The 22,342-nt window shown below is 71.2% G+C and carries 21 protein-coding genes; 16 read left to right on the top strand and 5 right to left on the bottom strand.

The window, feature by feature from the left end; genetic code table 11:
- Positions 1-132 precede the first annotated feature (132 nt).
- The gene (locus tag ACWDLG_RS29045; protein WP_449925786.1) at positions 133-1,569 is read right to left on the bottom strand and encodes a DUF1015 family protein; all 1,437 of its coding nucleotides are present in this window, start codon (positions 1,567-1,569) and stop codon (positions 133-135) included.
- A gap of 110 nt (positions 1,570-1,679) precedes the next feature.
- Here ACWDLG_RS29045 and ACWDLG_RS29040 point away from each other — a divergent pair, with 110 nt between their 5' ends.
- Positions 1,680-2,114 (top strand): tetratricopeptide repeat protein, encoded by a 435-nt coding sequence (locus tag ACWDLG_RS29040; RefSeq protein WP_449925783.1) that lies wholly within the window; start codon positions 1,680-1,682, stop codon positions 2,112-2,114.
- Positions 2,115-2,636: 522 nt separating this feature from the next.
- Here ACWDLG_RS29040 and ACWDLG_RS29035 read toward each other — a convergent pair.
- On the bottom strand, positions 2,637-3,062 hold the full coding sequence (locus ACWDLG_RS29035; protein ID WP_449925780.1) for a TipAS antibiotic-recognition domain-containing protein: 426 nt from the start codon (positions 3,060-3,062) through the stop codon (positions 2,637-2,639).
- 89 nt (positions 3,063-3,151) lie between these two features.
- On the opposite strand from ACWDLG_RS29035, the gene ACWDLG_RS29030 reads away from it, so the two are divergent.
- Positions 3,152-4,111: an HAD-IIA family hydrolase gene (locus tag ACWDLG_RS29030; protein WP_449925778.1), complete on the top strand. Its 960-nt coding sequence runs from the start codon at positions 3,152-3,154 to the stop codon at positions 4,109-4,111.
- Positions 4,112-4,241: 130 nt separating this feature from the next.
- Here the strand turns inward: ACWDLG_RS29030 and ACWDLG_RS29025 are convergent, their stop codons facing one another.
- A complete protein-coding gene (locus tag ACWDLG_RS29025; RefSeq protein WP_354907161.1) occupies positions 4,242-4,589 on the bottom strand; it encodes an SCP2 sterol-binding domain-containing protein in 348 nt (115 codons plus the stop codon).
- 152 nt (positions 4,590-4,741) lie between these two features.
- Between ACWDLG_RS29025 and ACWDLG_RS29020 the strand changes: the two genes are divergently transcribed.
- The 13 genes from ACWDLG_RS29020 (at position 4,742) to ACWDLG_RS28960 (ending at position 17,801) form a co-directional block, all read left to right on the top strand.
- Positions 4,742-4,900 (top strand): hypothetical protein, encoded by a 159-nt coding sequence (locus ACWDLG_RS29020; RefSeq protein ID WP_354907160.1) that lies wholly within the window; start codon positions 4,742-4,744, stop codon positions 4,898-4,900.
- Entirely contained in the window at positions 4,897-5,709 is an 813-nt protein-coding gene (locus ACWDLG_RS29015; RefSeq protein WP_354907159.1) for a TlyA family RNA methyltransferase, read from the top strand. Before ACWDLG_RS29020 ends, ACWDLG_RS29015 begins: the two co-directional genes overlap by 4 nt.
- Positions 5,706-6,605: an NAD kinase gene (locus ACWDLG_RS29010; RefSeq protein WP_449925773.1), complete on the top strand. Its 900-nt coding sequence runs from the start codon at positions 5,706-5,708 to the stop codon at positions 6,603-6,605. Before ACWDLG_RS29015 ends, ACWDLG_RS29010 begins: the two co-directional genes overlap by 4 nt.
- Positions 6,606-6,678: 73 nt before the next feature.
- Positions 6,679-8,388, top strand: a complete 1,710-nt coding sequence (recN, locus tag ACWDLG_RS29005) for a DNA repair protein RecN (protein ID WP_449925770.1) — start codon at positions 6,679-6,681, stop codon at positions 8,386-8,388.
- 73 nt (positions 8,389-8,461) lie between these two features.
- Complete coding sequence (gene steA / locus ACWDLG_RS29000) at positions 8,462-9,658, top strand: putative cytokinetic ring protein SteA (protein WP_449925767.1); 1,197 nt, start codon at positions 8,462-8,464, stop codon at positions 9,656-9,658.
- Positions 9,655-10,620 carry a copper transporter gene (locus ACWDLG_RS28995; protein ID WP_354907155.1) on the top strand — a complete coding sequence of 322 codons (966 nt, stop codon included), beginning with the start codon at positions 9,655-9,657 and terminating at the stop codon, positions 10,618-10,620. Before steA ends, ACWDLG_RS28995 begins: the two co-directional genes overlap by 4 nt.
- Positions 10,621-10,622: 2 nt before the next feature.
- On the top strand, positions 10,623-11,456 hold the full coding sequence (locus tag ACWDLG_RS28990; protein WP_449925764.1) for a hypothetical protein: 834 nt from the start codon (positions 10,623-10,625) through the stop codon (positions 11,454-11,456).
- Positions 11,457-11,488: 32 nt separating this feature from the next.
- Positions 11,489-13,300, top strand: coding sequence for a murein biosynthesis integral membrane protein MurJ (gene murJ, locus ACWDLG_RS28985; protein WP_449925761.1), 1,812 nt, complete (start codon positions 11,489-11,491; stop codon positions 13,298-13,300).
- Positions 13,300-14,718 (top strand): glycosyltransferase family 4 protein, encoded by a 1,419-nt coding sequence (locus ACWDLG_RS28980; RefSeq protein WP_449925758.1) that lies wholly within the window; start codon positions 13,300-13,302, stop codon positions 14,716-14,718. Before murJ ends, ACWDLG_RS28980 begins: the two co-directional genes overlap by 1 nt.
- A 194-nt stretch (positions 14,719-14,912) precedes the next feature.
- The gene (locus ACWDLG_RS28975) at positions 14,913-15,908 is read left to right on the top strand and encodes a TerC family protein (RefSeq protein ID WP_354907151.1); all 996 of its coding nucleotides are present in this window, start codon (positions 14,913-14,915) and stop codon (positions 15,906-15,908) included.
- A 97-nt stretch (positions 15,909-16,005) separates the two neighbouring features.
- The gene (locus ACWDLG_RS28970) at positions 16,006-16,656 is read left to right on the top strand and encodes a phosphatidylserine decarboxylase (RefSeq protein WP_354907150.1); all 651 of its coding nucleotides are present in this window, start codon (positions 16,006-16,008) and stop codon (positions 16,654-16,656) included.
- Complete coding sequence (pssA, locus tag ACWDLG_RS28965; RefSeq protein WP_354907149.1) at positions 16,643-17,473, top strand: CDP-diacylglycerol--serine O-phosphatidyltransferase; 831 nt, start codon at positions 16,643-16,645, stop codon at positions 17,471-17,473. The genes ACWDLG_RS28970 and pssA overlap by 14 nt, the downstream gene beginning before the upstream one ends.
- A 49-nt stretch (positions 17,474-17,522) precedes the next feature.
- Positions 17,523-17,801 carry a hypothetical protein gene (locus tag ACWDLG_RS28960; protein WP_449925753.1) on the top strand — a complete coding sequence of 93 codons (279 nt, stop codon included), beginning with the start codon at positions 17,523-17,525 and terminating at the stop codon, positions 17,799-17,801.
- Between the two features lie 75 nt (positions 17,802-17,876).
- Here ACWDLG_RS28960 and ACWDLG_RS28955 read toward each other — a convergent pair whose 3' ends face one another.
- Together ACWDLG_RS28955 and ACWDLG_RS28950 are read right to left on the bottom strand one after the other, a co-directional pair.
- The gene (locus ACWDLG_RS28955) at positions 17,877-18,536 is read right to left on the bottom strand and encodes an MBL fold metallo-hydrolase (RefSeq protein WP_449925750.1); all 660 of its coding nucleotides are present in this window, start codon (positions 18,534-18,536) and stop codon (positions 17,877-17,879) included.
- Positions 18,533-19,321 (bottom strand): maleylpyruvate isomerase family mycothiol-dependent enzyme, encoded by a 789-nt coding sequence (locus ACWDLG_RS28950; RefSeq protein WP_449925747.1) that lies wholly within the window; start codon positions 19,319-19,321, stop codon positions 18,533-18,535. Before ACWDLG_RS28950 ends, ACWDLG_RS28955 begins: the two co-directional genes overlap by 4 nt.
- A 178-nt stretch (positions 19,322-19,499) precedes the next feature.
- Here ACWDLG_RS28950 and uvrA point away from each other — a divergent pair, with 178 nt between their 5' ends.
- Positions 19,500-22,340, top strand: coding sequence for an excinuclease ABC subunit UvrA (gene uvrA, locus ACWDLG_RS28945; protein WP_449925744.1), 2,841 nt, complete (start codon positions 19,500-19,502; stop codon positions 22,338-22,340).
- The last annotated feature ends 2 nt before the right edge of the window (positions 22,341-22,342 follow it).

Here is a 22,342-nt window from a genome sequence, read left to right as displayed (position 1 = left end):
GACCGTCCCTTGTGTAGCAGGGCGGAACGCTGCGCGTGTCCCTCGTGGAGTGGGGGAACGCTGCGCGTGTCCCTTCTGGAGTGGGGCGGAACGCTCTGAGCGTCCGCGTAACCGGGTAGATCGCCTGGTCGATCAGACGAAGGTGCGCAGGATGAGGCCGGTGCGGGGTTTGGGGCCGAAGGAGGTGGACTTGCGGGGGACGCGTTCTCCCTCGGCGGCCACCGCCAGCACCGCTTCGACGGCCAAGGGCTTGAGGATGACGGCGGTTCCACCGGCGTCGGCGGCTTGCCGTACCGCGGCGCGGGCGTCGTGGTGGACGATGCGGACGGCCTGCTCGTCGTCCCGCATGCCCCAGACCCGCGGAAGGACGAACTCGGCCAGAACGGAGGTGTTGAGCGAGTTCCACCGTTCGGAGCGGTCGGTGGGCATGGCACGGGCGAGCTGTACAGGGTCGGGGTCGATGAGCAGATGGCTGGTCTCGCCGGTGCCGGCGAGCAGGAAGGCGGGTTCGGGGGCGGTGTCGAGAGCGGCAAGGCCTGCGTCGAGGGTGGGGAAGTCGCGGATCTGCCACGCTCCCCTGGCCTTGGTGACGGCCTCGACCAGCGGCAGGGAAGGGATGACGCGGTGGATCGCCTTCAGGTCCGGCGGGTAGGCGGTCGAGTCGACCAGCAGCGCCAGGCCGAAGTCCCACGGACCGTCGGAGTGGCGGGCGGCGTGTTCCTGGCGTTGCAGGACACGGTAGGTGGCGTAGCGGTGGTGGCCGTCGGCGATCAGCGCCTGCCGGTGGCGCAGGTCGGCGTTGATGCGGGCGATCTCCTCGGTGGCGGTGACGGCCCACAGGCGGTGCCGTACGCCGTCGCCGGTGTTGGCCTCGACGAGCGGAGGCCGGGTGGTGGCCACGGTGTCGACGAGGTGGGTGGCAGGGCCGCCGCCGTCGTAGAGCAGGAAGATCGGCTCCAGGTTGGCCTGGGTGGTACTCATCAGGGCGAGGCGGTCGGCGACCGGGCCCGGCATGACGTCCTCGTGCGGCAGGATGATGCGCTGTTCGGGAGCGGCCAGGCCGACGTCGCCGATGAGTCCGCGCTGCATGACGCCCGGACCGGACTGCTCGTAGACGTAGAGCGCGGGCTCGGCGTCACGGGCGAGGACGCCTGCGTCGAGCCAGGCGCGCAGGGTGTCCCTGGCCTGGCCGTACCGTGCGGGGGCCGCCGCGCCGTCGATCGGCTGGGCGGCCGGGCGGGAGCCCGAGGTCGGTGGGGCGGGGGTGCTGAGCGTTCCGGTCGCGGTCTCGAGCGCGTCGGAGGGACGCCTGGGGTGGTGGTTGGCGTGACCCACGGGGTGGCCGGGACCGGCGGGATGCCTCGGGTGCCGTGGGGGGCGGGGAAGGGTGAGGCGGACGACGTTGTTGGGGTGAAGGTCCAGCAGCGCCTGCACGTCCCCGTCGGAGATCAGGTCATAGGGGGGAGAGGTCACCTTCGCGGGATCGTCGACAGTGAAGCGGACACCATGGAAGGGGCGTAGCACCAGCCCATCAGGCACCGGCAGTTCAGGACTCGCCATATCGGGCATGTTCCCATAAAGGCCTGAATCACCAAGGGACTGCTCCAAGGGCGCAGCGGTGCCCGGTTCATCAGGGAATCGGTCGGATCTGTCGTCTGTCGATTGAGGAGGCCTCACACATGACCCAAGGGAAAAGCGACCCCGAAGATTCCCCATCCCCTGGTCAGGGGGCTCCCGCAGGGGATGTGTACGACTGGTACCAGCGCGGTGTCGGCCTGTTGAAGGACGGCAGTCCCGCTGCCGCGGCGGCGCTGCTGGAGCGGGCCGCCGAGGCGGAACCCGAGTCGCGCAGCATTCGAGAGGCGCTGGCGAGGGCGCAGTTCAATTCCAGGCAGTACGCGGAGGCGGCGGACACCTTCAGGTGGATCGTCGACGCGAACCCGGCCGAGGACTATGCGTATTTCGGGCTGGGGTTGTCCTTGTGGCGGACAGGAGACATGGAAGGGGCCCAGGAACCGCTGGCCATCGCGGTGGCCATGCGGCCCGACGAGCGTCATTACGTATCGGCGTTGAAGAGCGTGCGCGCCACCCTGCGCGCCAGGCGGGATGCCTGACCAGGGGTTCGCTGGGAGGCGGGCCGCTGTCTTGCGTGCCTGGCGGGAGGCGTGACCAGGCGGCTCGTCGGGAGGCGGGCCGCTGGCCTGTGCGCCTGGCGGGAGGCGTGACCAGGGGTTCGCCGGGAGGCGGGTCGCTGTCTTGTGTGCCTGGCGGGAGGCGTGACCAGCGGTTCGTCGGGAGGCAAGCGGTACGGCGGGCCTGCCTCCCTTGCTGGACGACGGGCGGCAAACGCCGGCTGGCGGGTGTCCCGGATTCCGGGGGAGTGCGGCGGGCGTCAGGGTGACGCGTCACGGGGTGCCGCGTGGTAGGTCCCCGGAGGGGCGGGGCCCACCGATGCCGGTGGGAAGGCGTGCCGGGTGGCGAGGCAGCGTAGGGAGGCGAGAAGCGTTCGCTGCGCCCGCCACGAGTGCGGCTGATCCTTCGCGGAAGAGGTCCCGGCTCCCCGCCGGACGCTGTGGGTGGGGTCAAGCGGGCGGTATGCCCGGATCGGGGGCTACAGCGAGCGGGCGCCTCAGGGGCTACAGCGAGCGGGCGGCGTTGGCCTGGATGGCGTCGCGGAGGTAGCCCGCCAGCCCCGGCGCCGCCCGGTCGATGGAGTCGGTGAAGCGCGCGTCGCTGACGTACAACTCCCCGAGCCCCTGGTGGATCTCGCTCGTGCAGTCGTAGAACCAGCGGCTGATGTGCCGGCGGTGCTCCTCGGCCAGGTCCATCGCCTCCGCGCTGGAGGCGGCGACCCCGGAGGTCATCAGCACCGCCAGCCTGCCGGAGATGTCCGCCGACTCCGCGAAGCACCTCCTCCACTCCTGCTTGCCGTAGGAGGACGTCCTGCGCTGTGACTCGGTCCACGCCGGGGACCCGCTCCAGCGGGACTCGGCCTCCTCGGCGTGCCCGTCGACGTCGAAATCGCCGAACAGTTCGGTTTTCTCCGCAGGGGTCAGGGTCATGGGAGCTCACATCCTTCGCTCATGGGTAGGTGCGGACGTGACGCTAAAGTCTCACGCGGCGTGAGAGTCAACCCGGGAGAAGAGACGCGGTGCTGATCGACGGATACGACACGTTGCTGCTGGACCTCGACGGCGTCGTCTACCTGGGCAGGCAGGCCGTCCCCGGCGCCCCGCAGGCGCTGGCGGAGGCGGCGGGGCGGGCGAGGCTGGCGTACGTGACGAACAACGCCTCGAGGACCCCTGCCGCGATCGCCGGCCATCTCAGCCATCTCGGCGTTCCTGCGACGGCGTCCGACGTGGTCACCTCCGCGCAGGCCGCCGCCAGGCTGATCGCCGAGCAGGTGGAGCCGGGCGCGCCCGTGCTGGTCGTGGGCGGCATGGGGCTGCGGATGGCGGTGAGGGACCGCGGGTTGCGCCCGGTGACCGTGGCCGCCGACAACCCCGTGGCGGTGGTGCAGGGCATCGCGCCGGACCTGTCCTACGGCCTGCTGTCGGAGGGCGCGCTGGCCGTACGGCGTGGCGCGTGGTTCGTGGCCGCCAACGGTGACGCCACGATGCCCACCGCGCACGGCGAGCTGCCGGGCAACGGCGCCATGGTGCGGGTGATCGCCACGGCGACCGGCGTCGAGCCCGTCTACGCGGGCAAACCCGCACCGCCACTGCACCGCGAGTCGATGATCCGTACCGGCGCGCGGCGTCCGCTGGTGGTGGGCGACCGGCTCGACACCGACATCGAGGGCGCGACGAACGCGGGCGTCGACAGCCTGCTCGTGCTGACGGGCGTCGCCACCCCCCGGGAGCTCCTGACGGCCGCCCCCCAGCACAGGCCGACGTACGTGGCCGAGGACCTGTCGGCGCTCCACCTGCCCTACCCGTCCGTACGGCAGGGCTGGCGGGCCTGGTGGTCGGACGGGCGGCTGCACCTCGAGGGCGACGGCGAGTGGATCGAGGGGCTCAGGACGGCCTGCGCGGCGGCGTGGGCGGCGGCGGGTGAGGGACGCCTCGACGAGGAGGCACTCAAACCCGCCCTCGACATGCTGCGAGCCTGATCGTCCGGCCGAGGACCGGAGTCCTGCTGGAGTACGCGTGATGGACGGGCGGCCACCGGTGACCACGGTGGCCGTGGCCCGGCTTGCCGTACGCGCGGAGTCCAGGGGGAGCGCACCCGCGCGGAGGGGGTCAGAGCAGGCGGCGCAGGCGCAGCAGGTCGCCGAAGCTGGCGTCGATCTTGACGCGGCCGCCCAGCAGGGCGCGCGCCAGGTCGAGCTCCCCGTCGACCAGCGCGATGAGGTCGTCGCTCCTGATGGTCAGTTTGACGTCGGCGGGCCTGCCACCGGCGGGTGGTTCGTCATGGAACGGGTCGAGACCGTCGTGGTGGATCCGGCCGTAGAACATGACGTCGAGGTCGGAGATGCGGCAGCTGAGCGTCCGCTCGACCACGTGCTTGGCCCGGGACTCCTCGTCGATCTCGTCGAACTGCTCGACGAGCTTGTCAAGCGCCGCCCTGCACTCCTCGAGGGTAGCCATGCTGGTCGTCCTCCCGTTCTCGCCGTTTCTACGGACGGTAGCGTTCCATATGGGGAGCATATGAATTCCGGCGCGCCGGAAAGCCGCTCTCACACTGCCTAACGCGCCAGGGGGTCGGCATAGTGTCGGCGGTGTCCGATACCTTCGAGAACATGAGTGAGCTGCCGGTGGAGACCGGTGACGAGCGGGTGGACGCGGTCGTGGGAGGCCTGGCCGCGACGGGAGCGTTGCCCGTGCGCGATCATGTCGCGCTGTTCGAGGAGGCGTTCTCGGCCCTGGAGCAGACGCTGGCCTCCGTGGACGACCAGTGAGCCGTCGCGTCAGGCTCGACAGCGAGCTCGTCCGGCGCGGCCTGGCCCGGTCGCGCGAGCAGGCCACCCAGCTCATCACCGACGGGCGGGTCAGCGTCGGCGGTCAGGTGGCGGCCAAGCCGGCCACGCAGGTCGACACCGCCGCGGCGATCGTCGTGGCCGAGTCGTCCGAGGGGCCCGACTACGTCTCGCGCGGCGCCCACAAGCTGCTCGGCGCCCTGGAGGCGTTCCCCAAGCTGCGCGTGGCCGGCCGTCGGGCGCTCGACGCGGGCGCCTCGACCGGCGGGTTCACCGACGTCCTGCTCCGTCACGGCGTGGGCCACGTGCTGGCCGTCGACGTCGGCTACGGCCAGCTGGCCTGGTCGCTGCGCACCGACGAGCGGGTCACGGTGATGGAGCGCGTCAACGTCCGTGACCTGACGCCCGAGCTGGTCGGCGAGGCGCCCTCGCTCATCGTGGGCGACCTGTCGTTCATCTCGCTGCGCCTGGTGCTGCCAGCGCTGGCGGCGGTGGCGGCGCCGCGGGCCGACTTCGTGATGCTGGTCAAGCCGCAGTTCGAGGTGGGCAAGGAACGGGTGGGCGCGGGCGGCGTGGTCCGCGACCCTGAGCTGCGCGCCGGGGCGGTGCGCGACGCCGCTGCCAAGGCCCTGGAGCTGGGGCTGACCGTGCGCGGTGTCACCGCGAGCCCGCTGCCGGGGCCCTCGGGCAATGTCGAGTACCTGCTGTGGCTGGGCAAGGGAGAGGGCGAGCCCGGGGTCGACGATCTGGAGACCGCGATCGAACGTGCCGTGTCGGAGGGGCCGCAATGAAGCGCACCGTGCTCGTCACCGCCCACACCGGGCGCGAGGCCGCGATCGAGAGCGCCCATTTGGTGATCGAGAGGCTGGTCGAGGCGGGTCTCTGCGTCAGGGTGCTGGAGTCGGAGGCAGAAGACATCGGCTGCCAGGGCGTCGAGGTCATGCCGTCCGACCCCAACGCCGCCAAGGACGCCGAGATGATGATCGTGCTCGGCGGCGACGGCTCGCTGCTGCGCTCGGCCGAGATCGCCAGGCCCGCGGGCACCCCGCTGTTCGGCGTCAACCTCGGCCATGTCGGGTTCCTGGCCGAGGCCGAGGTCGACGACCTGGCCGCGGCCGTCGACGCGGTGGTGCAGGGCCGCTACGACGTCGAGGAGCGCATGACGATCGACGTCACGGCCCGCCAGAACGGGCAGATCATGGCCGACACGTGGGCGCTCAACGAGGCCACGGTGGAGAAGCGCGACCGCATGCTGGAGGTCGTCGCCGAGATCGACGGCCGTCCGCTGTCGCGCTGGGGATGCGACGGGGTGATCTGCGCGACGCCGACCGGTTCGACGGCCTACGCCTTCTCGGCGGGCGGCCCGGTGGTCTGGCCCGAGGTGGAGGCGCTGCTGCTGGTGCCGATCAGCGCCCACGCCCTGTTCGCCAAACCGCTGGTGGTCTCGCCGCGCTCCACGCTGGCGGTGGAGATCCTGCCCCGCACGCCGGGCGGCGTGCTGTGGTGCGACGGGCGGCGCAGGTTCGACCTGCCGGCCGGCACCAGGGTCGAGGTCCGCAGGTCCGGCCTGCCGGTACGGCTGGTCCGCCTGCACGGCCTGGAGGTGACCGGCGCGCCCTTCACCGACAGGCTGGTCGCCAAGTTCGAATTGCCTGTACAGGGCTGGCGCGGAAGGGTGCGTCCCTGAGTCAATAGGGGCGGGAGCGCGTAGGATCGCGTGCGCACAGGTGTTCGGCTAGTCGATGGAACGGGAGTGACCAGTGCGACCAAGGGTCGAGGAGGTCCGCATCCAGGGGCTCGGCGTCATCGACGAGGCCGTCCTCGAGCTCTCACCCGGCTTCAACGTCGTCACGGGCGAGACGGGTGCCGGCAAGACGATGGTCGTGACCGGGCTCGGCCTGCTGTTCGGCGGTCGGGCCGATCCGTCGAGGGTCCGCCCGGGCGCCGACAAGGCCATGGTCGAGGGCACGCTCGTCGTCGAGACGGGTGGCAGGGTGGCCCAGCAGGTGGAGGACGTCGGCGGCGAGGTCGAGGACGGCGAGCTGATCATCTCCCGCACCGTCTCGGCCGAGGGACGCTCCAGGGCGTGGCTCGGCGGCCGCACCGTCCCCGTCGGCACGCTCACCTACCTGGCCGACGACCTGGTGGCCGTCCACGGCCAGATGGACCAGCAGCGGCTGCTCCAGCCTGGCAGGCAGCGGGCCGCTCTCGACCGCTACGCGGGTGACGACCTGGTCAAGCCGCTGCGCGCCTACTCCCAGGCCTACAAGCGCCACAAGCAGGTCGCCGCGCTGCTGGAGGAGCTGACCACCAAGGCGAGGGAACGCGCGCAGGAGGCCGACCTGCTGCGCTTCGGCCTGGAGGAGATCGAGAAGGTCGACCCCAAGGAGGGCGAGGACGTCGAGCTGCGCGCCGAGGAGGAGCGGCTGTCCCACGCCGACGCGCTGCGCGGGGCCGCCACCACGGCGCACACCGCGCTGCTGGGCGACCCCATGGACCCGTCGGGCGGCGCCCGCGACGTGATCTCGCTGCTGGGCGAGGCCCGCTCGGCGGTCGAGGCGGTGCGCGACTACGACGCGCAGCTGGCCGGTGTGGCCGACCGGCTGGCCGAGGCCGGCTACCTGATCTCCGACGTCGCCACCGACCTGGCCGCCTACGCCGAGTCGATCGAGGCCGACCCGGCCAGGCTTGCCGTGGTGCAGGAACGGCGCGCCGCCCTGGGCGCGCTGATCAGGAAGTACGCCGAGGACAGCGCGGGCGTGCTGGCCTGGGCGCAGGCCTCGGCGGGCCGCCTGACCGAGCTCGAGGGCGACGACGACCGGATCGAGGAGCTCACCAAGGAGTACGAGGAGCTCACCAAGCGGCTGACCGAGCTGGCCGCCGAGCTGACCAGGGTGAGGACGGTCGCCGCCGAGCGGTTCGGCGCGGCGGTCACCGCGGAGCTGACCGCGCTGGCCATGCCCCACGCCAGGGTCGTCGTGCAGATCTCGCAGAGCGAGGAGTTCGGGCCCGAGGGCGTCGACGAGGTCGAACTGCGCATGGCCGCGCATCCGGCCGCGCCCCCGCTGCCGCTCAACAAGGGGGCGTCCGGCGGCGAGCTGAGCCGCGTCATGCTGGCCATCGAGGTGGTCTTCGCCGGGGCCGACCCCGTCCCGACGTTCGTGTTCGACGAGGTCGACGCGGGCGTCGGCGGCAAGGCCGCGGTCGAGATCGGCCGCCGGCTGGCCAGGCTGGCCCGCACGGCGCAGGTGATAGTCGTCACTCACCTGCCGCAGGTGGCCGCCTTCGCCGACCAGCACCTGGTGGTCGAGAAGGCGAGCGATGGGAGCGTGGTGCGCAGCGGCGTGGTCACCCTCGACCACGACGGCAGAGTGCGTGAGCTGTCGCGGATGCTGGCCGGATTGGAAGATTCCGAACTGGGCAGAGCACACGCCGAGGAACTGCTGGGAATGGCCGCGGCTGATCGGTGATCCTCCGTGACAAATCTGACACGCCGTGCAGTCCACGACCACCCCGCCCGTTGGCTCTGGCAGGATGGTCTTGATGAAGGTTCCGGCGAACAAGATTCCGGGCCTCCGCGGAAAGAAGGTCAGTGACCTTCCCGGTGTCACGGCAGTGGCGAGGATCGACCGCAGGACGAAGAGGCTGACAAAGCGCCTCCAGTCCGGTGAAATCGCGATTATCGATCACGTCGATGTCGACCGGGTGAGCGCGGAGGCGCTGGTCGCGTGTGGCGCGGCGGCCGTGGTCGACGTGGCCGCGGGCATCAGCGGCCGATATCCCAACCTCGGACCGCAGATCATCGTCGAGTCCGGCGTCCCGTTCATCGACAACGCCACCCCCGAGCTCTTCGAGCGCGTCAGGGACGGCGACATCGTCAGGCTCCACGACGGGGTCGTCTACCTCGACGAGGAGGTGGTCGGCAAGGGCGACGTGCAGAACCTCGAGACCATCGAGGCGGCCATGGCCGAGGCGCGTGCGGGCCTGTCGGTGCAGATCGAGGCCTTCGCCGTCAACACCATGGAGTACGTCAGGGGCGAGGGCAAGCTCCTCATCGACGGTGTGGGCGTGCCCGACATCCGCACGGTCATGGAGGACCGGCACGTTCTCATCGTGGTGCGCGGCTACCACTACAAGGAGGACATCGCCACGCTCCGGCCGTACATCAGGGAGTACCGCCCGGTGCTCGTCGGCGTCGACGGCGGCGCCGACGCGCTGCTGGAGGCCGGCTACCTGCCCGACCTGATCGTCGGCGACTTCGACTCCGTCTCGGCCAAGGCGCTGACCTGCGGCGCCGAACTGGTCGTCCACGCCTACCGCGACGGCCGCGCGCCCGGGCTCGAGCGGGTCCACCAGCTGGGCCGCGACGCGGTGATCTTCCCGGCCACCGGCACCAGCGAGGACATCGCCATGCTGCTGGCCGACGACATGGGCGCCGAGCTGATCGTCGCGGTCGGCACCCACGCCACGCTCGTGGAGTTCCTCGACAAGGGCCGCTCGGGCATGGCCAGCACCTTCCTGACCAGGCTCAGGGTCGGCGGCAAGCTGATCGACGCCAAGGGCGTCAGCCGCCTGTACCGCAGCCGCATCTCCACCCCGCAGCTGATCCTGCTGGTGGTCACCGCGATGATCACCATGGGCGTGGCGATCTTCATGTCGCCCATCGGCCAGACCTGGCTGATCAGCCTGCAGGACGCTTGGAACTCCTTCATCTTCTGGTTGGTCGGACTCTTCTCGTGATCGATTTCCGCTATCACCTCGTCTCCATCGTCGCGATCTTCCTGGCGCTCGCCGTCGGCATCGTGATGGGCACCACCCTGCTGTCGAACCCGGCGATCGAGTCGGCGCGGCGGGCGTCGCAGGACCTGCAGAAGTCCAACGAGGACTACCGCGAGCAGCTGGCCGCGCTGCAGGTCAGGGAACGAGGCAACGACTCCTTCGTCACCGCCGAGATGCCCGCGATCATCCGCGGCCAGCTGACCGGCGAGAGCGTGCTGCTGGTGGCCGCCCCGGGCAGCTCGGGAACCCTGCGCGAGCAGACCGAGCAGGTGCTGCTGCAGGCGGGCGCCACGATCAGCGGGCAGGTGACGCTGTCCGAGAAGTTCCTCGAGCCCGGCCAGGCCGGATTCGTCGACCAGCTGAGCACCGGGCTGGCCACCGGCCTCACGCTGCCGGGCACCGACCCGTACAAGAACGCCGCGGCGCTGCTGGCCGCCACGCTCGTCACGGCCGACGACGCCCAGGCCGGCACCGAGAACACCGCCACCCGCGGCGTGCTCGAGGGCTTCGCGGAAGGCGGCCTGCTGACCGTCGACGGCGCCCCCGCCAAACGGGCCACGCTGGCGCTCGTCTTCGCCCCCGAGGCGGTTTACACCGGCGAGAAGGCCCAGGCGCAGACGGCCGCGCTCGTCTCGCTGGCCGCAGGGCTCGACGCCGGCGCCCAGGGCTCCGCCCTCGCCGGCACCCTCACCTCGACCCAGCAGGGCGGCGTCATCGCCGCTCTTCGCGGCACCAGCGACGCCGCGGCGAAGGTCTCCTCCGTCGACACCCTCGACATGCCGGCGGGCCGCGGTGTCGTCGTCTTCGCGCTGCGCGAGCAGCTCGGCGGGCGCTCCGGCCAGTACGGCACCGGCGCCGACGCCACCGAGTTCCAGCCCGCCTCGTCGGCCGCCACCCCGTCCCCCTCCACCTCAGGGAGCTGACCATGGCCCGTGCTCTGCTGGCCGCCCTCGCCGGCGCCGCCCTCGGCGTCGTCGCGGCCAGGGCCGCCTACACCGCCCTCACCGCCAAGCCCAGGTCGAAGGAGTGGGAGCGCACCAACCACCGCGGCGAGACGCTCACCCTGCTGGAGGGGCCCGCCTTCGTCGCGGGAGCGACCGGCGCGCTCGCGCTCACCCCTGGCCTGCCCCTCCAGGTACGGCTGGCCGCCGTGCTGGCGGGCGCGGGCAGCGGCGCGCTCGGCGCCTACGACGACCTCTACGGCGCGACGTCCTCCAAGGGCTTCAAAGGACACCTGTCGGCGCTGGCCAAGGGACAGGTGACCAGCGGCGCGATCAAGATCCTCGGCATCGGTGGCTCCGGCCTGGCCGCCGCCACGCTGGTCTCCCGTGGCGCGCTCGACACGCTCGTCAACGGCGCGGCGATCGCGGGCAGCGCGAACCTGGCCAACCTGTTCGACCTGCGCCCCGGACGCGCCATCAAGGTGGGGCTCATGGCCGGCGGGCCGCTGCTGGCGCTCTCGCTGCTCAGGCGCGACCCGGTGACCGCCGCGCTGGTGGCCGTGCCGCTCGGCGCGGGCGCCGCGCTGCTGCCGGAGGACCTCGGCGAGGAGGCCATGCTCGGCGACGCGGGCGCCAACGCGCTCGGCGCCCTGCTCGGGCTCGCCGCGGTGACCACGCTCGGCAGGCGGGGGCGGCTCACGCTGCTCGGCACCGTCGCCGCGCTCACCGCCGCCTCGGAGAAGGTCAGCTTCACCAAGGTCATCGCCGGAAACCCGGTCCTCAACCGGATCGACATGCTGGGCCGCCGCCCGGCGTAGCGTTGTCGGTGCGCTCTGCCATGATGGCCCCCTTGAGTCCGACGGGGAGAGGGGAGACGGTGGCTCGGGGCGTGGCGGGCGCGGCCGTGCTCATCGGCGCGATCACGATCCTGGCCAGGATCACCGGTTTCGCCAAGCAGTACGTGTTCGCCCAGACGGTCGGCGACACCAACGTCTGCCTGGGCTCGGCCTACATGACCGCCAACCAGATCCCCAACATCGTCTTCGAGATGGTGGCGGGCGGCGCGCTGGCGGGCATGGTCGTGCCCGTGATCGCGGGTGCGGCGGGCCGGCTCGACGTCGGCCGGATCGCCTCAGCCCTGCTGACGTGGGTGCTGGTCGTCCTCGTGCCGCTCGGCGCGCTCACCGCCCTGCTGGCCGGGCCGATCATCGGGCTGTTTCCCGTCGCGGAGTGCGGGCCGGCGTTCGGCGCGATCGCCACCCGCATGCTGGTGGTCTTCGCCCCCCAGATCCCCCTGTACGGCCTGGCCGTCGTCCTCTACGGCGTCCTGCAGTCGCACCACCGCTTCGCCGGGCCCGCGGTGGCGCCGCTGGTGTCCAGCATCGTGGTGATCGTCGCCTACCTGCTGTTCGTCCCGCTCAGCGGCGGCAGGACCGCGCTCGACGAGATCCCCTCCGCCGCCGAGCTCGCCCTGTCGGTCGGCACCAGCCTGGGCGTCCTCTCGCTGGTCCTCACCGTGGTCGGGCCTGCCCTCGGCCTCGGCCTGAGGTTCCGGCCGACGCTGCGCTTCCCCGACGGCGTGGCCGCCAAGGTTCGCACCCTCGCCCTGGCGGGCGTGGCGGCGCTGATCGCCCAGCAGGCCACGATGATCGTGGTGATGCTGCTGTCGAACCACTGGATCGGCGAGCGCGGGCTGCTCATCTACAACTACGCGTGGGCGATCTACCTGGTGCCCTACGCGGTGCTGGCCGTACCCATCGCGACGAGCGCCTTTCCCGGGCTGTCGGCCCACGCGGCCGACGGGTCCTGGGAGGACTTCTCGCGCCTGGCCGCGCGCACGACGCGCGCGGTGGTGCTGATCGTGGGGCTGGCCGCGGGCGCGCTGGCCGCGGCGGCGGGGCCCGGATCGGTCGTCTTCCTCGGCGCGCAGACCCGGGTGCCGCCGATCGAGATGGCGCGCGCGGTGGCGCTCTTCGCACCCGGGCTGATCGGCTACGGGATGATCGCGCAGCTGAGCAGGGTGCTCTATGCCGAGGGGAGGAGCCGGGCGGCGGCCGCGGGCACCGTCGCGGGCTGGGTGGTGGCGATGCTGGCGCAGACGGTCTTCGTGCTGGCCCTGCCCGATGACTGGAAGGTCGGCGGGCTCGCGCTCGGCATGACGGTGGGCATGACGGCAGGAGGCGTGTGGCTGCTCGTCGCGGTGCGGCGAGGGCCGGGACGACGCGCGGGGCGGCCCGGCGCGGGCACCTTCGGTACCGGTGCCGGTGGAACCGGCGCGGCAGCCGTCAGCGGCGAGGCCCGGGCCCTCGATGCCGTTGGGCCCGCTGACCGGGTGGCGCGCGCGGCGCTGGCGGCCGTGGCCGGGGGCGGGCTCGGCTTCCTGGCCGGTTCGGGCGTGGTGGCGCTGCTGCCGGCCGGGAGCATGATCGCGCAGGTGGGGCTGGCCGTTCTGGCCGGCGGCGTCGCCCTGGTCACCGGCGGTCTGGCCGTCGCCGCGCTGGACAGGCCCGACGCGGCGGCGCTGGCGTCCATGGTGGCGGGCCGGGCGGGAGGCAGGTTGGCGGGCCGGGCGGCGGGCACGGTCGCGGGCAGGCTGGTCGGCAGGGTGACAGGTAAGGGAGCGCGGCGGGGTCGCGCCGGTTCACGGACGGATGGTGAGTGATGCGGGTGGCCTTCGTGCTCGGCACGACCTCGGGCGGCACCGGCAGGCACGTCAGGATGCTGGCCGAGGGGCTGCTGCGGCGTGGCCACCGGGTCGTGGTGATCGGCCCGCCCAGCGTGGAGGAGCAGTTCGGCTTCCGCGCGGCCGGGGCGGGGTTCGCGCCGGTGCCCGTCGCCGACCGCCCGCATCCGGTCAACGACGCCACAGCGGTGCTGCGGATCAGGCGCCACCTGCGCGGGGCGGACGTCGCGCACGCCCACGGGCTGCGGGCGGGCGCGCTCGCGGCGCTCGCCGGGCCGCGGGCGCCGCTGGTGGTGACGCTCCACAACGCGCTCACCGCCGGAGGGCTGGTCGGCGCGGTCTACGGCGTGCTCGAGCGCATCGTGGCAAGGAGAGCCGACAAGGTGATCGTCGTCTCGCCCGACCTTGGTGACCGGATGCGGGCGCTCGGGGCGCGCGACGTGGTGCCCGCCGTGGTGCCCGCCCCGCCGCTGCGGCCGGCGACCAGGCCCGAGCCGGCGGTGCGGGAGGAACTGGGGGCGGGGGAGCGGCCTCTGGTGCTGACCGTCGCCAGGCTCGCGCAGCAGAAGGGCCTGGAGACCCTGCTCGACCTCGCCGCGTCCTTCAGCACGTCGAGCCCCGATGCTTCCGACGGGACGAGCCCTGATGTCGGCGGTGGGACGAGCGCCGGGGTCGCCGGTGAGACGAGTCCTGATGTGCGCACTGGGACGAGCGCTGGGGTTACCGGTGGGACGAACGCCGATCTCCGCGGTGGGACGGGCCCCGACGTCCACAGTGGGACGAGCCCCCATGCCCCCAGCCGAACGGGCGCCGGGGTTGTCGGTGGGACGAGTCCTGACGTCCACAGTGGGACAAGCCCCCATGTCCACAACGGAGCGAGTCACGGTGGCCGCGGCGTGACGTCGGGCTCGGGCGTTCGCGATGGAGCGTCGTCCCGGGAAACGTCGTCCCGGGAAACGGGTGGGCCGTTGTTCGCCGTCGCCGGGGAGGGGCCGCTCCGGCAGGCGCTGCAGGCCAGGATCGACGCGGAGAAGCTGCCCGTCCTGCTGCTGGGCAACCGCGACGACATCCCCGACCTGCTCGCCGCCGCCACCCTCGTGCTGTGGCCGAGCCATTGGGAGGGCCAGCCGCTCAGCCTGAGCGAGGCGCTCATGGCGGGCAAGCCCGTCGTCGCCACCGCGGTCGGCGGGATCCCCGACCTGGTCGACGGGGCGGGCAGGCTGGTGCCGTACGGGGATCTGGCGGCGATGCGCGAAGCCGTACGCGAGCTCATCGACGATCCCGGCGCGCGGGAGCGGCTGGCGGTCGCCGCCGCACGGAGGGGAGCGGCGCTTCCCGGGGCCGACGAGGCGGTCGAGGCGGCGCTGGCCGCCTACCGGCAGACATCACAGCGGTGACGGGATGATTAGGCGGCGCTAAGTCGTTCTCCTATACTGCTTGCGTTAAGGGAGGGGAGTATCCCTTCGCGACAGCCTCGTCATCACGGTTCGCCCCGCTCCACGGGGCTCCCGGGGCTGCCGGTCCGGCTCGGTGAGTGGGCGGGAGAGACCTCCGGTCGTCTGTCATGCGCGCCGGAGGGTTTGGTATCAGTATGGTTGTACCTGCGTGGGCCTGGATCGCCGTCATCGTGGGCTTGTTGGTCGTCATCGCCGTAGACCTGTGGATCGTCGACCGGGGTGAGGCCCGGGAGTTCACCATGAAGCAGGCGGGCTTCTGGGTCTCCTTCTACGTCATCCTGGCGATGATCTTCGGGGTGGTGCTCTGGCTCACCATGGGCGTCTCGTCGGCGGGAGAGTTCTTCGCCGGGTACATCACCGAGTACAGCCTGAGCGTCGACAACCTCTTCATCTTCTTCATCATCATGGGCCGTTTCGCCGTGCCCAAGGTCTACCAGCACCGGGTGCTGCTCGTCGGCATCCTGATGGCGCTGGTGATGCGCGGCATCTTCATCGCGCTCGGCGCGGCGGCCCTGCAGCGGTTCAGCTGGCTCTTCTACGTCTTCGGCGCCTTCCTCGTCTACACCGCCATCAACCTGATCCGTCAGCACGGCCACGACGACGAGGACGAGTTCAAGGAGAACGCGCTGCTGCGCTGGGTGCGCAAGGCCTTCCCCACCACGCCCGACTACGTCGGCCACAAGGTGATCGTCAAGATCGACGGCAAGCGCATGGTCACCCCGATGCTCATCGTCATGGTGGCGATCGGCACGACCGACCTGCTGTTCGCGCTCGACTCGATCCCCGCGATCTTCGGTCTCACGCAGGACCCCTTCATCGTCTTCACCGCCAACGCGTTCGCCCTGATGGGCCTGCGTCAGCTGTACTTCCTGCTCGGTGGTCTGCTGCAGCGCCTGGTCTACATCAGCTACGGCCTGGCGTTCATCCTTGGCTTCATCGGGGTTAAGCTGATTCTCGAGGCCATGCATGCCAGCGGGGTCTCGTGGGCTCCTGAAGTGCCCATCTGGATGTCCCTGACCGTGATCGGAGTCACGATGGTCGTCACCACCGTGGCAAGTCTGCTGAAGTCTCGCAGCGACGCTCGGAAGGGGAAGGAAATTCCCACCTCCGCGAGCGCCAACGAGGGCTAGCGCGAGGGTGGCCCAGGCGCTTTGCTTCGTGTAACAGAGGCGAAGTCTGTAACATCTCGGCAAAGCGCCCGTCCGTAGTCACCATCAAAGGTTGTCAGTGTCAGACGATTCCGCAAGTCGCCAGGAGGGCCGCCGCGTCAGGCTGGCCCGTGGCGTCTCTCCGTGGCTCTTCCCGACCGTGGCCGCCGCGACGGCCACGACCTTCCTCAGCAGCCGTGACCGGCGCTGGGGTTTCGCGGCCGTGCCGCTGACCGCCCTCACGGGCGCGATGCTCTGGTTCTTCCGCGATCCCGACCGCGAGCCCGGGGAGGGCAGGATCCTCTCGCCCGCCGACGGGGTCGTCCAGAGCATCGACCCGTGGCCGGACGGCCGCACCAGGGTGGCGATCTTCATGAGCCCCCTCAACGTGCACGTCAACCGCGCGCCCCTTGCGGGAACCATCACCTCCGTGCAGCATGTGGCGGGTGGGTTCCTGCCGGCTTTCAACAAGGACAGCGACCAGAACGAACGCGTGGTGTGGCATTTCGAGACCGCGCTCGGTGACATCGAGATGGTGCAGATCGCGGGCGCGGTGGCGCGCAGGATCGTGCCGTACATGACCTCCGGCGAAAAGGTCTCGCAGGCCGAGCGAGTCGGTCTCATCAGGTTCGGTTCGCGGGTGGACATCTACCTTCCCGAAGGGATCTCGCCCGCCGTGCGCGTCGGCGAGAAGACGGTGGCGGGGGTGACTCGAATTGACCGCGGCTGAGGCTGGTGGCTGGCAGGCCGAAGAAGAGGAGCCGCGCGGCCCTGTGGGCAAGGCCTTCAGGCTGTCGGCGGCCGACTCCCTGTCCCTGGGCAACGCGCTGTGCGGCTTCCTGGCCGTCTGCGTCCTCGCCTCGTCGGCGATCCAGGCGCTGAAGGCGGGCGCCGGCTTCGTGCCCGACCCGCGCTACTTCGCCACCGCCGTGGTGCTGCTGCTGATCGGCGCCACGTGCGACCTGTTCGACGGCCTGGTCGCGCGGCGCTTCCGCGCCTCCGCGATGGGCGCCGAGCTCGACAACCTGGCCGACGTGATCAGCTTCGGCTTCGCGCCCGCCTTCATGGTGGTGATCTGGGGCGGCTTCACCGGCAAGCTGCCGCTGACGGCCGTCATCCTGGCGGCGGCGTCGGTGCTCATCGCCGGATGCGTACGGCTGGCCCGCTTCGCCTGCGTCAAGACCAAGAGCGGCGACTTCATGGGCCTGCCGATCCCGATGGGCGCGATGACGGTCGTCTCGATCGTGCTGCTGTTCCAGCCCAACTGGTTCTCGCTGGCCGCCGTGCTCGGCGTCGCGTGGCTGATGGTCAGCCGCATCGAGTACCCCAAGCCCAAGGGCCAGCTCGCGGCCGTGGTGCTCGCCTGGATCATGATCAACGTGGCCTGCCTCACCGCGTGGGCCGCCTGGCCGCAGGGTGGCGACACGCTGATCCAGGTCGGCGCCACCATGCAGATCGCGCTGGTCGCCGCGATCCCGCTCCGGGTGCTGCTGTTCAAGCGGGAACAGCGCAAGGAGCGCAAGGAAGCCGCCCGCGTCGGCGACTGATCAAGGTCTGTCCCTCCTGCGGGTGGGCTCGCCCGGGTTTACTGGAACCATGCGCGAGCACACCCGCACCTATTTTCTCGGCCGGCTGGCCAGGGAGCTGGAGCGGCGCGGCCTGACGGCGCGCCTGCGCGCCGACCCGCCGTCCCTGCGGGTCGGCGGGGAGCAGGGCCCGGGTCTGCTGACCGAGACCGTCGACTGCGTCGCGCTGGCGGAGGGCTGGTTCTACCGGTGGTCGTGGGGCGAGGTGCTGGCCAGCACCGCCGACCCGGCCGCGGCGGCCGACAAGGTCGTCCGCATCCTGGCCACACCCGACGCCGGCTCTCCGTGACCTCGCTCCCGAGCGCGGGCTCCGGCCGTGCGGCGGCCGCCCCGGTACGGCGGATGCTTGCCGTACCGGGAGAGCTCACCAGCCGCGGGCCTTCCACTCCGGCAGCGAGGGGCGCTCGGCGCCGAGCGTGGTGTCCTTGCCGTGGCCCGGGTACACCCACGTCTCGTCGGGCAGCCGGTCGAACAGGCGCTCCACGACGTCGGTGTAGAGCTGCTCGAAGCGCACCGGGTCCTTCCCCGTGTTGCCCACGCCGCCGGGGAACAGCGAGTCGCCGGTGAACAGGTGGTGGCCGTCCTCCTCGCCCCCGTCGTACAGCAACGCGACCGAGCCAGGCGTGTGGCCGCGCAGGTGGATCACCTCGAGCGTGAGCACGCCCACGGAGATGCGGTCACCGTGCTCCACCAGCCGGTCGACGGGCACCGGCAGCACGGGCGCGTCGAGCGGATGGGCGATCGTCGTCGCGCCCGTCACCTTGACCACCTGCTCCAGCGCCTGCCAGTGGTCGCCGTGCTGGTGCGTGGTGACCACGGCCGAGATCGGCTGGTCCGACATCAGCGCCAGGATCCGGTCGGCGTCGGCCGCCGCGTCGATGATCAGCCCGTCGCCGGTACGCGTGCACCGCAGCAGGTAGGCGTTGTTGTCGAACGGACCCACGGCGAGCTTGGTGATGGTCAGCCCGGACAGCTCACGTACGTCGGCTGGGCCGCCGACCTGGACATCGCCGGTGTAGCTCATGGGCTCTCCTCTGGATAGGTGTCAGGAGGCGCCGAAGGCAGATCCGCCGGAGCGGGCATGGTCAGCCACGGCGGCGGCGGAGGTACCTCCGCGGGGGCGGCGCCCGGCTCCTCCGGCACCACCCTAATGCCCTGCCCCGCCGACCGGCCGGTCAGCCAGGCGAGCACATCACGCGCCTCGCCTCGCACCACCGGCCCCTTCCCCAGGTCGCTCCACTCACCCACGGGGGCGGTCACCACGATGCCGCCGACCGTGCTCTCGCCGTACGGCCAGCAGGCCAGACTGTCGTGCAGTTCCCTGCGCACGAACGCGTCCGGCCAGTCGGCGGGGGTGTATCCCGCCCCCAGGTCCACATGGTGGAGCTCCAGCTCTCGCACCCGCCGTACCAGGACGTACCAGGTGGGGTGCGGGGGCGGCATGAGCGCCGAGACCCGCGCCGACCACGCCTGCTCGGGCAGCTCCTCGATGGCGGCGGCCAGCCGCGCGGCGCCGGCGGCCAGGTCGGCGCGCTGCTCGGCGGCGGGGCGGCCGGCACCCGCCTCGATGTCGGCCGTCCGCCTGGCGCGATCGGGGTACTGCGGTGTCTCGACGCCGGTTCTGGCCCAGGTCAGCAGGTTGCCGAGGCCGTCGGCGTTGCGGGCGACATGGGTGATGACGTGGCCCCTGCTCCAACCGGGCAGCAGGGACGGCGCGGCGACCTCGGCGTCGTCGAGCGCGCCGACCGTGGCGAGCAGGCGGTCCGTGGCGGCGGCGAGCTCCGCGCGCAGCGCGGCGAGAACGGTCATGCGGGCATAATGCCGCAGCTCCCGTGGTTGACCATGCAAGGACCGGTACCGGCTCGGCAGAAAGCCGTACCCTGGTGAGGGAAGTTTCCGGCGGGGCAGAGCGGGCCCCCGAAAATTGTCGGACCCTCCCTCTACCATCCCCCGTGGACCTATCAACACCTTCGACGTCGGGATCACCGTGGCAGACCGTTTGATCGTGCGTGGCGCACGAGAACACAACCTCAAGGACGTCTCGCTCGACCTTCCGCGAGACTCCCTGATCGTCTTCACCGGGTTGTCCGGCTCGGGCAAGTCGAGCCTGGCCTTCGACACGATCTTCGCCGAGGGTCAGCGCCGCTACGTGGAGTCCCTGTCCTCCTACGCCCGCCAGTTCCTGGGCCAGATGGACAAGCCCGACGTCGACTTCATCGAGGGCCTTTCCCCCGCGGTCTCCATCGACCAGAAGTCCACCAGCCGTAACCCCCGCTCCACGGTCGGCACGATCACCGAGGTCTACGACTATCTGCGACTGCTGTGGGCGCGCATCGGCAAGCCCCACTGTCCGGCCTGCGCCCGCCCGATCGCCAGGCAGACGCCGCAGCAGATCGTCGACAGGGTGATGGAACTGGAAGAGGGCACCCGCTTCCAGGTGCTCGCTCCGGTCGTCAGGGGCCGCAAGGGCGAGTACGCCGAGCTGTTCCGCGAGCTGCAGACCAAGGGGTACGCCAGGGCCAGGGTCGACGGCACGGTGATCCGCCTGGAGGAGCCGCCGACGCTGAAGAAGTACGAGAAGCACGACATCGAGGTCATCGTCGACCGGCTGTCGGTGAAGGAGTCCGCGCGCCGGCGGCTCACCGACTCGGTGGAGACGGCGCTGCAGCTGTCCGGCGGCACGATCACGCTGGAGTTCGTCGACCTGCCCGACGACGACCCTGGTCGCGAGCGCTTCTACTCCGAGCACCTCTACTGCCCTTACGACGACCTGTCGTTCGAGGAGCTCGAGCCGCGCTCGTTCTCCTTCAACTCGCCCTTCGGCGCCTGCCCCGAGTGCACGGGGCTCGGCACGAAGATGGAGGTCGACCCCGACCTCGTCGTGCCCGACCCGGAGAAGACGCTGGGTGACGGCGCGCTCAACCCGTGGGCGGGCGGCCACACCAGCGAGTACTTCATCCGCCTCATCGAGGCGCTCGGGCTGGCCATGGGCTTCAACCTCGACACCCCGTGGGAGCGGCTGCCGAAGAAGGCGCAGAAGGCGCTGCTGTACGGCCACGACGAGCAGGTCCACGTCCGCTACAGCAACAGGTACGGCCGGCAGCGCTCGTACTACACCACCTACGAGGGCGTCATCCCGTGGGTGCAGCGCCGGCACGCCGAGGCCGAGAGCGACTCCATGCGCGAGCGCTTCGAGGGCTACATGCGGGAGATCCCGTGCCCGGCCTGCAAGGGCGCCAGGCTCAAGCCCGTCTCGCTGGCCGTCACGGTCGCCGACAGGTCCATCGCCGAGGTCTCGCGCATGTCGATCGGCGAGTGCGCCAAGTTCCTGGCGGGGCTGCGGCTGTCCGAGCGCGACATGCACATCGCCGAGCAGGTGGTCAAGGAGATCAACGCCCGCATGGGCTTCCTGCTCGACGTCGGCCTCGACTACCTCACCATGGACCGCGCCGCCGGCACGCTGGCCGGCGGTGAGGCGCAGCGCATCCGCCTGGCCACGCAGATCGGCTCGGGCCTGGTCGGCGTGCTCTACGTCCTCGACGAGCCGTCCATCGGCCTGCACCAGCGCGACAACATGCGGCTGCTCGACACCCTCATCAGGCTGCGCGACATGGGCAACACGCTGATCGTGGTCGAGCACGACGAGGACACGATCGCCGCCGCCGACTGGGTGGTCGACATCGGCCCCGGCGCGGGCGAGCACGGCGGCCAGGTCGTCGTCTCGGGCACCGTCCAGGACCTGCTCGCCAACGAGGAGTCGCTGACCGGCGCCTACCTGTCGGGCCGCAGGTCGATCGCGATCCCCGGCAAGCGCCGCCAGCGCGACAAGAAGCGGCAGATCACCGTGAAGGGCGCGCGCGAGCACAACCTGAAGGGCGTCGACATCGACTTCCCTCTCGGCGTGTTCACCGCCGTCACCGGCGTGTCGGGCTCGGGCAAGTCGACGCTGGTCAACGACATCCTCTACAACGCCCTGGCCAAGGAGCTCAACGGCGCCCGCACGGTGCCCGGCCGCCACTCCAGGGTCAACGGCATGGACCTGGTCGACAAGGTCGTCCACGTCGACCAGTCGCCGATCGGCCGTACGCCCCGCTCCAACCCGGCGACCTACACGGGCGTCTTCGACCACATCCGCAAGCTGTTCGCGGCCACCACCGAGGCGAAGGTGCGCGGCTACCAGCCCGGCCGCTTCAGCTTCAACGTCAAGGGCGGCCGCTGCGAGGCGTGCGCCGGCGACGGCACCATCAAGATCGAGATGAACTTCCTGCCGGACGTCTACGTCCCCTGCGAGGTCTGCCACGGCGCCCGCTACAACAGGGAGACGCTGGAGGTCCACTACAAGGGCAAGACCATCTCCGAGGTCCTCGACATGCCGATCGAGGAGGCGCTGTCGTTCTTCGAGGCCATCCCGGCGATCAAGCGGCACCTGCAGACGCTCAACGACGTGGGCCTGGGCTACGTACGGCTCGGCCAGCCGGCCACCACGCTGTCGGGCGGTGAGGCGCAGCGCGTCAAGCTCGCCTCCGAGCTGCAGCGGCGCCAGACGGGCCGCACGATCTACGTCCTCGACGAGCCGACCACGGGCCTGCACTTCGAGGACATCAGGCGGCTGCTCGGCGTGCTCGGGCGACTGGTCGACGGCGGCAACACGGTGATCGTGATCGAGCACAACCTCGACGTCATCAAGACCGCCGACTGGATCATCGACATGGGCCCCGAGGGCGGCTCCCGCGGCGGCACGCTGGTCGCGTCGGGCACGCCAGAAGAGGTGGCGCTGGTGGACGAGAGCCACACCGGCCGCTTCCTGCGGAAGATCCTGTCCGTCTGACG

The sequence above is a fragment of the Nonomuraea sp. NPDC003727 genome (genome assembly GCF_053586935.1).
The sequence above is the reverse complement of the archived record's forward strand: the minus strand, read 5'-3'. Positions and strand labels throughout refer to the sequence as shown.

Excerpts from the sequence above, each read along its gene's own strand:
- ACWDLG_RS28960 (WP_449925753.1), top strand. The coding sequence starts at position 17,523 with ATGCGCGAGCACACCCGCACCTATTTTCTCGGCCGGCTGGCCAGGGAG.
- ACWDLG_RS28990 (WP_449925764.1), top strand. The coding sequence starts at position 10,623 with ATGGCCCGTGCTCTGCTGGCCGCCCTCGCCGGCGCCGCCCTCGGCGTC.
- ACWDLG_RS28950 (WP_449925747.1), bottom strand. The coding sequence starts at position 19,321 with ATGACCGTTCTCGCCGCGCTGCGCGCGGAGCTCGCCGCCGCCACGGAC.
- ACWDLG_RS29010 (WP_449925773.1), top strand. The coding sequence starts at position 5,706 with ATGAAGCGCACCGTGCTCGTCACCGCCCACACCGGGCGCGAGGCCGCG.
- ACWDLG_RS29020 (WP_354907160.1), top strand. The coding sequence starts at position 4,742 with ATGAGTGAGCTGCCGGTGGAGACCGGTGACGAGCGGGTGGACGCGGTC.
- ACWDLG_RS29025 (WP_354907161.1), bottom strand. The coding sequence starts at position 4,589 with ATGGCTACCCTCGAGGAGTGCAGGGCGGCGCTTGACAAGCTCGTCGAG.
- ACWDLG_RS29040 (WP_449925783.1), top strand. The coding sequence starts at position 1,680 with ATGACCCAAGGGAAAAGCGACCCCGAAGATTCCCCATCCCCTGGTCAG.
- ACWDLG_RS28980 (WP_449925758.1), top strand. The coding sequence starts at position 13,300 with ATGCGGGTGGCCTTCGTGCTCGGCACGACCTCGGGCGGCACCGGCAGG.
- ACWDLG_RS28975 (WP_354907151.1), top strand. The coding sequence starts at position 14,913 with ATGGTTGTACCTGCGTGGGCCTGGATCGCCGTCATCGTGGGCTTGTTG.
- ACWDLG_RS29045 (WP_449925786.1), bottom strand. The coding sequence starts at position 1,569 with ATGCCCGATATGGCGAGTCCTGAACTGCCGGTGCCTGATGGGCTGGTG.
- ACWDLG_RS29035 (WP_449925780.1), bottom strand. The coding sequence starts at position 3,062 with ATGACCCTGACCCCTGCGGAGAAAACCGAACTGTTCGGCGATTTCGAC.
- steA (WP_449925767.1), top strand. The coding sequence starts at position 8,462 with ATGAAGGTTCCGGCGAACAAGATTCCGGGCCTCCGCGGAAAGAAGGTC.
- ACWDLG_RS28955 (WP_449925750.1), bottom strand. The coding sequence starts at position 18,536 with ATGAGCTACACCGGCGATGTCCAGGTCGGCGGCCCAGCCGACGTACGT.